The 14312-nt window shown below is 35.1% G+C and carries 17 protein-coding genes and 1 pseudogene; 14 read left to right on the top strand and 4 right to left on the bottom strand.

All coding sequences use genetic code 11. The annotated features are described in order from the left end of the window. Window positions 1–18 precede the first annotated feature (18 nt). The gene (locus ACFCYJ_RS21200) at window positions 19–369 is read right to left on the bottom strand and encodes a hypothetical protein (protein ID WP_376076700.1); all 351 of its coding nucleotides are present in this window, start codon (window positions 367–369) and stop codon (window positions 19–21) included. After that, window positions 369–518, bottom strand: coding sequence for a hypothetical protein (locus ACFCYJ_RS21195; RefSeq protein ID WP_376076698.1), 150 nt, complete (start codon window positions 516–518; stop codon window positions 369–371). Before ACFCYJ_RS21195 ends, ACFCYJ_RS21200 begins: the two co-directional genes overlap by 1 nt. 419 nt (window positions 519–937) lie before the next feature. Between ACFCYJ_RS21195 and ACFCYJ_RS21190 the strand changes: the two genes are divergently transcribed. Beyond that, complete coding sequence (locus ACFCYJ_RS21190) at window positions 938–1276, top strand: ASCH domain-containing protein (RefSeq protein ID WP_376076696.1); 339 nt, start codon at window positions 938–940, stop codon at window positions 1274–1276. Between the two features lie 106 nt (window positions 1277–1382). Here the strand turns inward: ACFCYJ_RS21190 and ACFCYJ_RS21185 are convergent, their stop codons facing one another. Then, window positions 1383–1601 (bottom strand): hypothetical protein, encoded by a 219-nt coding sequence (locus ACFCYJ_RS21185; protein ID WP_376076695.1) that lies wholly within the window; start codon window positions 1599–1601, stop codon window positions 1383–1385. A 178-nt stretch (window positions 1602–1779) separates the two neighbouring features. Continuing rightward, a complete protein-coding gene (locus ACFCYJ_RS21180) occupies window positions 1780–1977 on the bottom strand; it encodes a hypothetical protein (RefSeq protein WP_376076693.1) in 198 nt (65 codons plus the stop codon). Between the two features lie 258 nt (window positions 1978–2235). On the opposite strand from ACFCYJ_RS21180, the gene ACFCYJ_RS21175 reads away from it, so the two are divergent. The 13 genes and pseudogenes from ACFCYJ_RS21175 to ACFCYJ_RS21115 all read left to right on the top strand — a co-directional run. Further along, window positions 2236–4008 carry a glycerophosphoryl diester phosphodiesterase membrane domain-containing protein gene (locus ACFCYJ_RS21175; RefSeq protein WP_376076690.1) on the top strand — a complete coding sequence of 591 codons (1773 nt, stop codon included), beginning with the start codon at window positions 2236–2238 and terminating at the stop codon, window positions 4006–4008. A gap of 214 nt (window positions 4009–4222) precedes the next feature. Next, a complete protein-coding gene (locus tag ACFCYJ_RS21170) occupies window positions 4223–5155 on the top strand; it encodes a stalk domain-containing protein (protein ID WP_376076689.1) in 933 nt (310 codons plus the stop codon). A gap of 234 nt (window positions 5156–5389) precedes the next feature. Beyond that, window positions 5390–5923, top strand: coding sequence for an isochorismatase family protein (locus ACFCYJ_RS21165; RefSeq protein ID WP_376076686.1), 534 nt, complete (start codon window positions 5390–5392; stop codon window positions 5921–5923). 15 nt (window positions 5924–5938) lie between these two features. Beyond that, entirely contained in the window at window positions 5939–6484 is a 546-nt protein-coding gene (locus ACFCYJ_RS21160; RefSeq protein ID WP_376076684.1) for a GNAT family N-acetyltransferase, read from the top strand. Window positions 6485–6532: 48 nt separating this feature from the next. Then, a pseudogene (locus ACFCYJ_RS21155) lies at window positions 6533–6681 on the top strand (GNAT family N-acetyltransferase); the annotation flags it as partial. A 176-nt stretch (window positions 6682–6857) separates the two neighbouring features. Next, window positions 6858–8804 carry a primary-amine oxidase gene (locus tag ACFCYJ_RS21150; protein ID WP_376076681.1) on the top strand — a complete coding sequence of 649 codons (1947 nt, stop codon included), beginning with the start codon at window positions 6858–6860 and terminating at the stop codon, window positions 8802–8804. A gap of 21 nt (window positions 8805–8825) precedes the next feature. Further along, the gene (locus ACFCYJ_RS21145; protein WP_376076678.1) at window positions 8826–9371 is read left to right on the top strand and encodes a hypothetical protein; all 546 of its coding nucleotides are present in this window, start codon (window positions 8826–8828) and stop codon (window positions 9369–9371) included. Window positions 9372–9385: 14 nt separating this feature from the next. Beyond that, complete coding sequence (locus tag ACFCYJ_RS21140; RefSeq protein WP_376076677.1) at window positions 9386–10900, top strand: aldehyde dehydrogenase family protein; 1515 nt, start codon at window positions 9386–9388, stop codon at window positions 10898–10900. Between the two features lie 33 nt (window positions 10901–10933). Further along, on the top strand, window positions 10934–11746 hold the full coding sequence (locus ACFCYJ_RS21135) for a helix-turn-helix domain-containing protein (RefSeq protein WP_376076674.1): 813 nt from the start codon (window positions 10934–10936) through the stop codon (window positions 11744–11746). A 256-nt stretch (window positions 11747–12002) separates the two neighbouring features. After that, entirely contained in the window at window positions 12003–12485 is a 483-nt protein-coding gene (locus ACFCYJ_RS21130; RefSeq protein WP_376076671.1) for a CcdC family protein, read from the top strand. Between the two features lie 267 nt (window positions 12486–12752). Beyond that, window positions 12753–12983 carry a hypothetical protein gene (locus ACFCYJ_RS21125; RefSeq protein ID WP_376076669.1) on the top strand — a complete coding sequence of 77 codons (231 nt, stop codon included), beginning with the start codon at window positions 12753–12755 and terminating at the stop codon, window positions 12981–12983. An 86-nt stretch (window positions 12984–13069) separates the two neighbouring features. Then, on the top strand, window positions 13070–13366 hold the full coding sequence (locus tag ACFCYJ_RS21120) for an amino acid permease (protein ID WP_376076779.1): 297 nt from the start codon (window positions 13070–13072) through the stop codon (window positions 13364–13366). A 608-nt stretch (window positions 13367–13974) separates the two neighbouring features. After that, on the top strand, window positions 13975–14312 hold a 338-nt coding region (locus tag ACFCYJ_RS21115), incomplete at its 3' end, for a TetR/AcrR family transcriptional regulator (protein WP_376076667.1).

Below are 14312 nucleotides of genomic sequence, written 5' to 3'. Positions count from 1 at the left end.
AGCAGTCGCAGCTGCTCCTTACAATATGTCATAATCTTTGTCGTTTTCATACCACTCTCGATCTGCTGGATTATTTCGGTCTAACAAAATTGCCCCATCTTTCCCGACTGGCATTTTTCGAATTGCTGAAGCTGAATGTAGCGTACTGACACATGCTGTCAATTCCTCAATCGTCATGCTTTCAAGCTGTTCCGAATCAAGTGCAAAGATTTCATCAACGGTCATTTTTTCTTTCTCAATCTTGGCATCATATTCCTTCAAATTTTTCTCATATTCCTCAATTGATTTATTGAGATAATCCCTGTTTATCGTGTATTTTATTGGCTCATCGGATGGTAGGCTTTTCTTTATTCGGAAATAGTCGCTCATTATTCTGCTCCTTTTAGATTTTTATTTTTTTTACTAATTTTCTTAATAATGAAAGCTATTGCTCCCAAAGCTGCTGTTCGTGATATTTCGCTAGCAATATATGAAAGTAACAATCCTGTTGTATCTCCCACAATAAAAAACTTTAACAAATATATCCTAACTTTTTTAAAGCTGTTGTTCAATAAAAAAGGGATGGGCGGCAGCCAATAGGGTGATGCAGAGGAAACTCATTCCTTATTAGTGTGATGTGTTCCTAGCGATGGAGTATATGATTGGGCTATTTCATTGGGGAGGTAATGCTCTTGAGACCGTTCTTTTGAAAGAGGACCAGTTGATTAAATTCGCCATGCAAGATTACACATCAATTCGACTTATACCATGATTGCTCATTTCCAGCATATCAAACAGCTTTTGAATGGCGTTTTGTGACCAATGAAGACCATTCTTTAAGGCCTTCCTTTTCAAAAGAATTTCGGCGATCGGATGCCCACCATTTTCGAAATGCAATAGCTAAAGGTTTTCCTGCAGCCGAATCATTTTTGGTAAAATTGAATAAGAGGTGATAGGAATGGTTCATAAAATGGGACTGTATGGAGAATATTTTCAATCCATCCTAGAAGGAAAAAAGAAAGTAGAAGTTCGTCTGAACGATGAAAAGAGAAGGAAAATTAAAGTTGGCGATACGATTGAATTTATTAAGGTTCCTCAACAAGATGAAACATTACAAGTTCAAGTAACAGGAGTAATAAAATATGATACGTTTAGGGAAATGTACGAAGATATTCCTTTTACAGAATTCGATTGCGAAGGATGGACAATGAAAGAAATGATAGACGGGACATATGAGATTTACACTCCAGAACAAGAAAAAGAGTGGGGAGCATTAGCAATAATCATCAAATATTAAAGCAATGGCAAAGAAATACCATTGCTTTTTCTATTGCTAATTTAGCTTGCGAATTGGAGCTCAAAAACCGAATCCGTTAAGCATTTTCAATCCATTTTGTATTTATTTAATAAAGAAACTTATCCAAAAAAAGCAAAAGAAAACTACCTGCAAAAAAGAAAATGGCTATCCCTGTTATAACATACATAACAATTTCAAACCAAGAAAGTTTTCTTTCTAATCGCTTATTTTTCAGTTGTCTGAAATAGATATAGCCACAAAATAATAATACGAAAGCAGCAATTTCTTGGATGCCCTCCAATATTTTTATTACAAAAGCGCTCACCCTCCCACCTTTCAAATGGCACTGAACTAGCACTAGGAGATCTCCAGTCATCGTCACAAGGTGCACAGAAATATCAAAAAACGCAAGAACTCCTGTTGCTTCAACCCAAACCTGTCTAAATTTATCTAACGCTGAATCATTTTTTCTTCTTCAGTATATGCTGAATTCTTCATTTCTCTTAATCCCGATTTTCTAGTGTTTTCACCCTTGTTGTTAAATCGTCTACTTTGTGCTGAAGTGTTTCTTCAGGAGGTAGAGGAGCTGTCGATTTCATTTTTTTAATCATCTTAATCATTACGAAAAAAATGGCGAGGAAACTTACAAGAAGTACAGTTGTACTAATAATATCTCTCAGGTTAAAAATCGTATGTATCATAATTATTAGCCCCCTTAAATTGTATCGATTTTATTATTTACTGAGTGACATACAAAAAAGTTTCAAAAAAATTTTTTTAGACACTATAAATACAGAAATCGAATCATTTTTCCTCGCATATTATATGGGACAAATTGTATTTCAAGAGCTAAAAGTAATTTGAAATAAATGTCTTTACATATCCTATAGGGAAAAGCTTATAAAAATCGTAAAGATGCTTAAGATAGGGGATACGATAGGTATGACTGGGGTGAGTAAATGCACAAAACGGGACAAGTAATGCGACAAGCCGTCTACAATATTTATATGTATCGCTCTGATTATATACAGGTTTTCGCACTGATTAGATTATTTCAGTTTTTATTAATTGTTCCTGTAACAGCTATCGTATTTAAGCTAATGCTGCGAGTAACTGGGTACACACATATTACTGAGCAAAATATTCAAAGTTTTATGGGGCATCCCTTTGTCATCTCGATGATTATTCTTTTGATAATGCTCATTTTGCTATTTATTTATTATGAAATGGGCTTTCTTTTTATAATGGCCTTTCATCAACAAAGAGGTATTCGCTATCGATTTCTACACATATGGCAGCAACTCAATCGTAAGGTTATTTACTTTTTTAGCATTCAAATTCTTTTTTTAATTATTTATATTGCACTTTTATTGCCATTAACTTCATTAATATTTCCGCTGACGTTCACACAAGCCATTTCCCTTCCGCATTTTTTGACAGATGAAATCATGAGCAGTCGTTCTGGTCGTTTACTTTATGCGGCTATTACAATTGTTTTAGTAATAGTGGGGATACGTAGCATTTTGGCATTGCCGATTTTTACAATCCAGCCGAAAATATCAATACTTCGTTCATTTATACAGAGCTGGCGTTTTTCAAAGCGGGGCTTGTTGGGACTCCTTAGCTTATTAGCTATGCTTGTTACGGTTCATTTACTTGTAATGCTTGGAATTACGCTTATAAGCACCTTGCCATTATATATTTTGGAGCGTTTGATTCCTAGTACAGCACTTGTCACAGCGGCAATTACTCTTGCTTTTTTAGAAATGGTCTTTGTCGTGTTATTTAGTTTACTGCAAGCAATGTTTTCACAAGTAATGGTGGCAATTACCTATAATACGCCAATTTTAGGTAAGTCAAGATTTACACCGAAATTTAGAAAAAGACGCTATAAGCCATTGACTTTCATCATTTTGGTTGTTTTCATTGCATTAAGTGTGATGAATGTTATTTCATTAGAGAAAAGTGTCTATGCACCAGATACAAAAATAATTGCACATCGTGGCTACACGAAGGGGAATGTGGAAAATACGATCAGCGGCCTTGTTAGTGCAGCCAGTTCGGGTGCAGATTTAATCGAAATCGATATTCAACAAACCGTTGATGGACAATTCGTAGTATTTCATGATCAAACATTAAGAAGACTTACAGGTAAAAATGGTGTAATCGCCAATATGACGCTCGGTGAATTAAAAACGTTAACCATTCATGCTAATGGCTTTAACGACAAAATTTCATCATTAGATGATTTTATTGAAATAGCAAAATCACTAAATGTTTCCTTACTGATTGAATTAAAAGTTCATGGTAAAGAAAAGGAAGATGTATTGCCCAAGTTAGTAAAAAAACTAAAGGCTTACAAGGTTCTCGATAAGTATTATGTGCAATCTTCAGATCCTCAAATGATGTCACAGTTAAAAAAATTGGCGCCGAACTTACATGTTGGGATTGTCTATGCATTAAATATCGGGCCGATGGATGAAACGGTTGATTTTATTTCACTTGAGGAAGCATGGGTAACAGACCAGCTAATCTCAGAGATGAAGCAACAAAAAATTGATTTGTTTGTATGGACATTGAATAATAATCGGTCATTACATGAATTTATTCGGAAAAATGTCAATGGAGTCATTACCGATCTCCCCGATACGGCTTTGGATATACGAAGAAAGCAAAATGAGCGTGAATACTTTTTACAGCGTATACTAAACCTATTTCAATTCATGTTTTAAATTTACATGTACAACCTGATTAAATGGAATACCCGCGCGAGGTGATCAAATACCCGCGAACCAAACAGTATAAGGGAAAGCCGTGATTCTTTTACGATGAAGAATCGTGGCTTTTTTAGGGGAATGCTAAAAAAAAAGTTGGCAATGCTGTAACCTTTTTCTTTTATAACCGACTACTACTATGAATTCGGGAAATGAAGGAGATGCTTTTTTTATGAAAATGACGAAAGTCGTACCATTTGCAATGTCAGCATTATTAATCGGGGGCGCTGTAGTAGCTCCAACTGCATCAGCCAACGAAGGAGAAGCCGTTGTGACGAACGCTACTGATAATAATGAGCAAAATCCACAAGTTCAACCTATTTTTATTAAAATAGCTGGAACAATTGAGAATGTTGAAAAACGTGAAGATTCAACTTATTACACTGTGAAAGAAGACGAAAATACAAATGTTTTTGTTGTAAATGACGAAACACTAGTTTTCGATAATACTGGTAAAGAAGTTAAACTACAAAAGGGTGATCAAGTAACAGCTTACACATATGCAAATAAGCCAATGCTGATGATTTATCCACCACAATATAACCCAGAAGTAATTATTGTGGAAACAAAAGAAATGGGAACTGTTGAAGTAGACTTTTTCAATAAAGAATTAGTGAATACTGATAACACGTTAAAATTAAATGTTGGCAAAGAAACAGAATTACTTAGCCTATCTGGTAAAAAAGTAAAAGCGAAGGATTTAGCAGACCAACATTTACTAGTGTTCTACAAAATTACAACAATGAGCATTCCAGCACAAACACCACCTTCAAAAGTTGTCGTTTTAGATACGATTGCACAAGAGCCTGGTAAAGAGGATCCGTCTAAAGCTGCTGTACAAGAAATTATTAACAATGATTTTTATGAGGTAGAAGGTACTAAAATGGTACCACTACGTTTAATTGCCGAAGAGTTAGGCTTTAAAGTAGAATCAACAGGATATGGCGCTATTATTTCTAAAGGCGCATTATCTTATACAATTACACGTGGTCAAAAAGAATATGGCTATAATAAAGCACTTCGTCATTTTGAAGTAGCACCAGCTTTATTAGAACCAACAAAAACATATGTACCAGTTGAATTTGTTGAAGAATTAATGAAATAAAATGTTGTTTACCCCCTTCATGGCATCGCGCTGTGGAGGGGGTTTTATCTTGACTCAGTAGATGCTTTAGAAAGGATGCGGCTCATCTGACGCTCTCAGGAAAGCGCCCAGTCGGAACGGAAATCAACTACACGCTACGGTGATGAGCTATTCATTTCTCATAATTCTCTTTAAATGCAAAGAGTATTTTTGTACAATAAGAGAATTAAAGTCAGATTCTTAAAGGAGAACTATATGAAGCAGGCATTAATTATAGTGGATATGCAGGAAGCATTCTTTTTGGATAGTGAAAACTACTTATTTGATTATGAAAAAGTGTTAAATAATATTAATATGTTAATAACTTGGGCTCGTAATAGTGAAGTTCCTATTATTTTTATCCAGCATACAGATTCAAATAAGGATGACGATTTTGCGTTTGGTAAGCCAGGCTGGGATCTATATCACGGGCTTCTAAGACAACCAGAGGATAAAGTGATTCAAAAAACAACGTGGGATGCATTCTATCAAACGGAATTAGCACAATACATACAGGAACAACAAATTGAACAGCTTATTTTCGCTGGTGCTCAAACAGAATTTTGTCTTGATACAACCATCCGAAACGCCTATAGCCGTGGATACCATCATAATATTTTAGTTGAAGATGCACATTCCACACTAGATAGTCACGTATTAAATGCGCAGCAAATTATAAAGCATCATGAGTCCGTATGGCACAATCGATTCGTGAACATTCAGCCAAGTACTTTTTTAAAAACTAAGTAAAGAGGGGTTTCAATAATGCTCATAAATAGCCAAGAATTCTATATCAATGAACTTCATTATACAATTAGATCTGCCAATATCGAAGATGCCCAAGCATTATCTGATTTAAGGCTACAGCTTGATGGAGAAACGGAAAATTTCGATCGAGAACAAGGGGAAGGCTTTATCGATACGAAAGGATTTGAAGCGATTATTAAGGACGACTCAGAAAGTCCAAGAAATTTGTGTTTAGTGGCAGTGGTCGATAATCGCATCGTCGGATTTTCTAGATGTGCGGGCTCGCCATTTAAAAAAATTGCTCATAAAGTAGAATTTGGTGTAGGTGTTTTAAAGGAATTTTGGCGCTATGGGATAGGTAAAAATTTCTTAAATGCTTCGATAGAGTGGGCTGACGCTAATAACATTAAAAAAATGGCCTTGACTGTTGTAGAGACAAATGACAAAGCAATTTTGCTCTATAAAAAGCTTGGCTTTGAAGTTGAAGGCGTCTTAAAAAATGATAAACTCCTTTCAGATGGCAACTATTATAATACGATTGTCATGGGAAGAATTAAGGCATAATTTTAAAATAAACCAGCTAAGCAAATAGGTGCTTAGCTGGTTTTTTTACAACAAAAACAACTTGCTTTTCAAATTGGCTACTAAAAAATGACCTGGACATACGATCCTTTACAAACGCGTAATGCATATTTGAATTTAACGATACGTATATTGAGAATTGCTATGGCAAGATGGAAGACGGTCTAAATGGTGGTCTCCTGAAGAGAACTATAAACAGTTTAATTAGTATTTTTGAAAAATAACACTTAAAGTAGAAAATATTGTATGTTTTTAGCTAAAAGTAACTTATCTGTAAAAATGCCGTTATTTACAATAACTTTTGCTGAATTTTCTGATTATAATTAAAGAGAACAAATTATAAGGGGTTGATAGAATGTCAGTAAAGGTTAATCCAAACGTTGAGCTAAGCCACCCATTATCACCATTATCTGAAGTAGAAATTGAAAAAGCTGTTCAAATAGTCAAGGAACAACAACAGTTGTCTGAACATGTACGATTTATGTCGGTGATGTTACATGAACCTAAAAAATCAGAAGTACTAAATTACAAACCAGGTAATTCTGTAGATCGCCAAGTATTTTTAGTGATTTTAGATGATAAAGAATTGAAAACATATGAAGCAGTTGTAAATTTAACTTCAGAAAAAGTTGATTCCTACGAACATATTCCTGGCGTACAACCAAATGTAGCCTTAGAGGAATTTGAGCAATGTGAAGAATTAGTAAAGAGCCACCCTGATTTTGTAGCAGCATTACAGAAACGTGGTATTGACAACCCTGAATTAATTATGGTGGATCCTTGGTCAGCAGGGAATTTTGGTGTTCAGGAACATGAAGGTAAACGTTTACTTCGTGCGATTTGTTGGCAAAAAAAATCGCTAGAAGATAACGGATATGCTTACCCTTTAACAGGTATTGTAACGTATGTAGACCTAAACAAAATGGAAGTTTACAAAGTAGAAGATCACGGGGTACGTCCAATTCCAACAACATCAGGTAATTACCATCCTGAAGTTGATGAATCAATTGTGTTTAGAAATGACTTAAAACCATTGGAAATCATTCAACCTGAAGGTCCAAGCTTTACAATTGAAGGCAATTTGATCAAATGGCAAAAGTGGAGTTTCCGCTATGGATTTACACCACGTGAGGGCCTTGTATTATACACAATTAATTACCATGACAAAGGCAAGGATCGTCCAGTTCTTTATCGTGCAGCATTATCAGAAATGGTTGTCCCTTATGGTGAACCAACATTTTCGCATAACACACAAAATGCCTTTGATGCTGGTGAATATGGAATGGGTCAATTAGCCAATTCGTTAGAACTAGGTTGCGACTGCTTAGGCGAAATTCAATACTTTGATGGTGTTGTAGCTGATGTTAAAGGAAATGCGCGTACGATCAAAAATGCGATTTGCTTACACGAAGAAGATTACGGGATTGGTTGGAAACATACAGATTGGCGTACAGGTCATGTAGAAGTACGGCGCTCACGTCGACTAGTGATTTCATTTTTCTGTACAGTTGGAAATTATGATTACGGCTTCTATTGGAGTTTCTACCAAGACGGTACGATTGAAGCTGAAGTCAAACTAACAGGTATTTTAAGCACTGGTACATGTGAAGATGGCATCCAAACAAAATATGGATCTGAGATTTCTCCAGGATTAAACGCATCACATCATCAACACTTCTTTAATTTCCGACTTGATACGATGTTAGACGGTGAAAATAACTCAGTAGTTGAAACAGAAACAGTATCAGAAACATTGGGAGAACACAATCCGAATGCCAATGGTTTCTATCCTCTTTCACGTATCTTTAAAACGGAGAAGGAAGCGTTACGTAATTTAGATTTAAAAACGCAGCGTACTTGGAAAATTATCAATAAAAACTCACTTAACCGAGTGAATCAACCTGTTGGATATAAAATTTTGCCTGGCGAAAATTGCTTCCCATTTGCTCATGAAGAAGCAAGCGTTATGAAACGTGCTGGTTTCCTCAAACACCATTTACACGTTACGCAATTTGATGAAAATGAAAAATATGCAACAGGTATGTATCCAAATCAACATGCTGGAGGAGATGGACTTCCAAAATACGTTGAGAAAAACCGTTCAATTGATGATGAAGATATCGTCGTTTGGTACACAATGGGCCATCATCATATCCCGCGCCCTGAAGATTGGCCTGTAATGCCAACTGCATACATCAATTTCCAATTGAAACCAGTTGGATTCTTTGATCGAAACCCAGCAATAGACGTTCCTAGACCGGACAAGAAGTGTCACACAACCTCGTCTTGTCATATACAATAAAACTCTTAAAGGAGTGATTAGATGCTACCATTCCTAAGCATGTTGGTGATTGTTACTTTTACGGTAATCACTAACCGTTTATTAAAACAGCGTTTTGCTAATCATGGCATGGCCAAGTGCTGTATAATGCTGATTTCTATGACCATGAGTACTGCTGTTGGGATGAATATGGCTACCTGGCTTCCGGATATGGTACTAGGTGCAATAGCATCTATTATTATTTCTATTGCATTAGGCTATTTACTGTCAATAGGCTTACCAATGTACCTATTCATGGAAAGTGTAGGATCTAGTTTTATGGGAGCAATGATGGGCGCGATGCTAACATTAATGACCACCCAATATTTAACGTTAAGCATTATCTTTTTTACAATGATGTTTATTGTAAGTGCTATCATTTCTATCGGTGTATGGAATCGTGAGATGTTTCCTATCTTTATAAAAGCCATTCCAAAGCATATTTACATTGTGGCTGGTTTAATGCTTTGTGTACTAGTATTAAGTAGTTTTGAGATTCAACATGAGGTACCTGCAAAAGAAGAACAACAGCATCAACATCATCATTAAAGGGGTCGATAATTATGCTAAATGTTAAACCGAATATTGAAAAATCTGGCATTCAATTCAAAAAGGAATATGACAATTTTATTGGTGGTGAATGGGTAGCACCTGTAAATGGAGAGTATTTCGATAATATTACGCCTATCACGAAAGAAGTATTTACACGTGTAGCTCGTTCAACAAAAGAAGATGTAGAGCTAGCATTAGATGCCGCTCATGAAGCCCAAAAAACTTGGGGGAAAACACCCGTAGCAGAAAGGGCACGTATCTTACTAGCCATTGCTGATCGTATGGAAGAAAACCTTGAAAAAATTGCAAGGGTAGAAACTTGGGATAATGGGAAAGCGATTCGTGAAACTATGTATGCTGATATTCCATTGGCAATTGATAATTTCCGCTATTTTGCAAGTGCCATTCGCGCACAACAAGGGCAAGTGACACCTTTTGATGAGGATACAGTAGCTTATCATTTCCAAGAACCTATTGGTGTAGTTGGCCAAATCATTCCATGGAACTTTCCTATTTTAATGGCAGCTTGGAAATTGGCGCCAGCACTTGCTGCAGGAAATAGTGTTGTATTAAAATTAGCAGAACAAACGCCGGTATCATTCTTATTCGTAGTTGAACTTATTCAAGACCTATTACCAAAAGGTGTATTAAACGTCATTAATGGTTTTGGTGTAGAGGCAGGGAAAGAGTTAGCTTCAAGTCCACGTATTGCCAAAGTGGCCTTTACGGGTTCTACAGCTGTCGGCAAACTGATTATGAAATATGCATCTGAGAATCTAATTCCTGTTACACTAGAGTTAGGTGGCAAATCTCCTAATATCTTCTTTGAAGATGTCATGGATGCTGATGACGGATATCTAGATAAGGCGATTGAAGGATTAGTTATGTTTGCTTTAAATCAAGGTGAAGTTTGCACTTGTCCATCTAGAGCCTTGATCCATGAGTCTATTTATGATCGTTTCATGGAAAAAGCCATTGAACGAGTAAAGCAAATTAAAGTGGGTGATCCATTCGAACTTGAAACAATGATGGGTGCACAGGCTTCAGAAGAACAACATAAAAAAATTCTTTCTTATTTTGAAATTGCCAAACAAGATGGCGCAGAATGTTTAATCGGTGGCGCCGAAAATCACCTTGATAATTTAGAGGGTTATTTTATTAAACCAACTATTTTTAAAGGCAATAACAAAATGCGTATTTTCCAAGAAGAAATTTTTGGTCCTGTATTGGCAGTGACTATGTTTAAAACCTTCGAGGAAGCGATTGAAATTGCAAATGATACTATGTATGGATTAGGGGCAGCTGTATGGTCACGTAATACAAACGTTACCTATAAAGCAAGTCGAGAGATCCAAGCAGGACGTGTTTGGATAAATACGTATCACCAATACCCTGCTGGTGCAGCATTTGGCGGCTACAAAAAGTCAGGCGTCGGTCGAGAAAATCATTTAAAAGCTTTAGAATCGTATCAATCAACTAAATGTGTCTTAGCTAGTTACAATGAACAGGCGCAAGGATTCTTTTAATTTTACCTAAGAGTGAAGTGAGGGGGCGGCTTATTGAGTAGCTATTATCCAATCCAACCTGAATTGGTCCAAAAAACGTATTCTTATAGAGAACTGACTCCAAACAGCTATTTAAACCAGGATATACTATTTTATTATGAGTTTGAACCAATAGGCATTAATAGTGATATTCATGTTATTCCTGATGCTTGCCAAGATTTAATGTTTTACATTGGCAAAGATCAAAAGGTTGTCTTAGGGAATACCCCGACTACTCGTGAAATTTATTCATTTACCCCAAAAGGTAAATATTTTGGTGTTCGTCTAAATCCAAAACAAACAGTTATTCAATACAATTGCGCATTAAAACAAATTGTTCAACAACCGTTTGTTAATGTTGAAATAGGCTGCACACTAGACTCTAAATTTATACAAGCTGTTTTTGAAGCAGGTGATTTCGAACAAAGAGTGCAGATTTGTAATGAGTATTTTTGTTCTCAAAAAAAGGAAAAAAGCTTGGGTGATGAAATATTCGCTACTTGTTTTGATTCTATTATTGAAAATAATGGGCTGTTCTTACCAGATGTAATTCAGCATAAAACAGGTTATTCTGAGCGATATATCCGAGAACTTTTCTACAAAAAAACTGGATTTGGACCAAAAAAGCTAAGTAAATTCATACGTATTCAACTCTTACTTCAACATTTTTCTTTTGAAGAGACACCTGTAAACATTGACCAATATGGTTACTATGATCCTTCACATTATTACAAAGATTTTAAAAGCTTACTTGTCATAACACCTGCTGAATATATAAAAGAATTTTTAGGTTGGAAAAATATAAAACGAAAGTTTCTATCTTATTAGCCCCTCAAAGCTTTCACTCTTTCTTATAAAAAACATACTCATAAGTTATCTTACGGTGAAAACCTTCATACGTATGTAAATAAATAGACCAAACATATTTTATATATATAATATGTTTAGTCTATTTTTTATGATTCTGTTCGTAATGATTGTTGTTTTATCTTGTCTTACTCAACTAACATATAAGGAAAAACGTAGTTTTAGTTGAAATTTATGTAATAATAGAAATATTAAAACATAATTCAGGGAGGTTTTTATGCAAACTGCAATACCAGCTACTTCTATGTTTCTAATTATTGGATTGTTCATTTTAGTTCGCAGAATCCGTTCTATGTACAAACCAACCAAAGGCAGAGGAGTGCGATTAATTCTTCCTCTTCTATTTTTAACACCAGGATTTTCATTTTTTCTAAACGCTTCTGGGAACGTCACATACCTTCAATTATCTATAGCAATTTTTTTAGGAGTGGGTTTTTCTATTCCTCTTATTTTATGGTCAGATTATGAAATACGAAATGATGGTTTAATTTATGCTAAGAAAAGTCCTGCTTTTATAATTACTTTCGCCATTATAATTGCTTTACGTTATTATTTTCGACAACATATTTCTACTATCGAACCAGGTACACTCAATGTGCTAATTTTCTTACTTGCTATTTGTTATTTAATTCCTTGGAGAATAGCTTGCTATATTAAGTATAAAAAGGTTCTTAAACTAAAAAATACAGTCAGTTTGTAGAACTTCGTATATAATAACGCCCTCAAAAATAAAAAGAAGTATAAGTTTGTGTAACGGGTACTTTACTTCAATAAGAAGTAGTGCCTTTTCTACTTCAACTAAAGGGGGAGTTTAGTTGAAGTAGAATAAAAAAGAAGGTGTCGATATAGGGATGATAATTCGGAAATCCCAAAAAATAGGAATTTTTATTGTAGTTTTATTGCTTGTTATGGTGGGTATCAGAGTATCGATGTAGAAACAGAGGACATATTCACACCAATTGAAGAAATGCAACAGGAACTTATAGGGGCATTTAAAAATGCAAAATTTAAAAAAGTAAAAGTTGTTTCAGGTAATTACGATTATCGAATCAATATTACATTAAATACAGGATTTCCAATGTTTGTTGCTTCAGATGAGAAGTTACTGAATATCATTAGACCAGACGGACAATTTGAATACTATGTAATTCTAAATGATAGCGATTTTTTTAGTATTTTAGAAAAGGCAACGAAATAAAAAAGCACCTAGGTGAATCTGGTTTTTTAGGTATGTTAATAGTAACATTACTTATAGTGACAATATATTTTACTATGACATAAGGAATTTCTGAACTTTCTACAATATTACCACATGCAGGTGGCCCTTATTCTTTTGCAAGGGGAGCTATGGGAAGATTTGAAGGTTTTATTACGGGAATCGGGGTGCTTCTACAATATATAATCGCAGGACCAGTAGTAGCGATTGGTATGGGAGGATATGTGGATTTCTTATTCCCTGAAATTCCAGCACTTGTTCCAGCAGCAATAATTTTTGGTATTTTTATGATAGTGCATATTATCGATATTAAAGCGTATGCAACCATAGAAATGGTTTATTTTCTGTGGCTGTTGGATTATTAGCTTAAAAACAACTCCCATATTTGGAGATGAACAAAACAAATAACATTACATAATATAAAAATAAGAAATATTTATCTCCATTCAGTCAAACATCTACTGAATGAAGATAAAGCCTCCGGTGGATGTCATGGATTTTGAATTGTGCTGGCACAATTCAAAATCTGGACTCAATTACGCCAAGGCGAAATTAATAAGAAAAGGATGATGTATTATTTCTATAGTTAGAATCGGTACCCTTCCTAGCGGAGAAATACATGACGGCGTGGAAGATGTTGTTTGGGACATTGATCGTTGGGAAAATGACGGCGGTAGAAGTATTGGCACGAGGCGGGGGTTTTGATAAAGTGCCCTATATTAAATTTTGATGAAGTGGGAGGCAAGCTTGTCTCCCTTTAAATATTTAGAAGGACAAGTTTCGACTAAAAATATTTATATTGCTTTCCACAATCTTATGTGGAGGGCTTTTTTCAGCTTGATTAAACCCTTTCTACTTTTTCATTTGGCTCAACTATCGTTTTGTAAAATTAATAAACTTGTAAGGAATGAGTAAGAAAAAAGAGACAATCGATTCGTACAATTAAAGTACGAAATGAAAGGGGCTGATCTAAATGATACTAATTAGAGGAACCGATCTAATGGCTAAAAATTTTTCTGAGGAAGATATTCCATTACTTAAACAAAAGTTACGTGAAAGTTGTGCTCAGAGTTGGAAAACGAAAGGATACAAATTAACTTGCATCGATACACTTACTAATGAAGTTGGCATATCAACCGAATTTTTTTACAGGCTTTATAAAACAAAAGAAGAGCTCTTTCTAGAAGTACTGTCAATGATTCAAAATCAATTGAAAGAACAATGGCACTCTATGATACAGACTACCTCAGGTATTGAAGGGTTTAAAAAAGCTATGAACTGGCTTTTTGAAGAGTATGTAAAGCATCCTAC

The sequence above is a fragment of the Lysinibacillus sp. NPDC056232 genome (assembly GCF_042267565.1).
Lineage (GTDB): Bacteria > Bacillota > Bacilli > Bacillales_A > Planococcaceae > Lysinibacillus.
Note: the sequence above shows the minus strand (reverse complement) of the source record. Positions and strands in the feature narration are given on the sequence as shown.

Bases quoted from the DNA above. Each gene is read 5' to 3' on its own strand.
- ACFCYJ_RS21200 (WP_376076700.1), bottom strand. From the start codon at position 369: ATGAGCGACTATTTCCGAATAAAGAAAAGCCTACCATCCGATGAGCCA.
- ACFCYJ_RS21190 (WP_376076696.1), top strand. From the start codon at position 938: ATGGTTCATAAAATGGGACTGTATGGAGAATATTTTCAATCCATCCTA.
- ACFCYJ_RS21180 (WP_376076693.1), bottom strand. From the start codon at position 1,977: ATGATACATACGATTTTTAACCTGAGAGATATTATTAGTACAACTGTA.
- ACFCYJ_RS21175 (WP_376076690.1), top strand. From the start codon at position 2,236: ATGCACAAAACGGGACAAGTAATGCGACAAGCCGTCTACAATATTTAT.
- ACFCYJ_RS21170 (WP_376076689.1), top strand. From the start codon at position 4,223: ATGAAAATGACGAAAGTCGTACCATTTGCAATGTCAGCATTATTAATC.
- ACFCYJ_RS21165 (WP_376076686.1), top strand. From the start codon at position 5,390: ATGAAGCAGGCATTAATTATAGTGGATATGCAGGAAGCATTCTTTTTG.
- ACFCYJ_RS21160 (WP_376076684.1), top strand. From the start codon at position 5,939: ATGCTCATAAATAGCCAAGAATTCTATATCAATGAACTTCATTATACA.
- ACFCYJ_RS21150 (WP_376076681.1), top strand. From the start codon at position 6,858: ATGTCAGTAAAGGTTAATCCAAACGTTGAGCTAAGCCACCCATTATCA.
- ACFCYJ_RS21145 (WP_376076678.1), top strand. From the start codon at position 8,826: ATGCTACCATTCCTAAGCATGTTGGTGATTGTTACTTTTACGGTAATC.
- ACFCYJ_RS21140 (WP_376076677.1), top strand. From the start codon at position 9,386: ATGCTAAATGTTAAACCGAATATTGAAAAATCTGGCATTCAATTCAAA.
- ACFCYJ_RS21130 (WP_376076671.1), top strand. From the start codon at position 12,003: ATGCAAACTGCAATACCAGCTACTTCTATGTTTCTAATTATTGGATTG.
- ACFCYJ_RS21125 (WP_376076669.1), top strand. From the start codon at position 12,753: ATGCAACAGGAACTTATAGGGGCATTTAAAAATGCAAAATTTAAAAAA.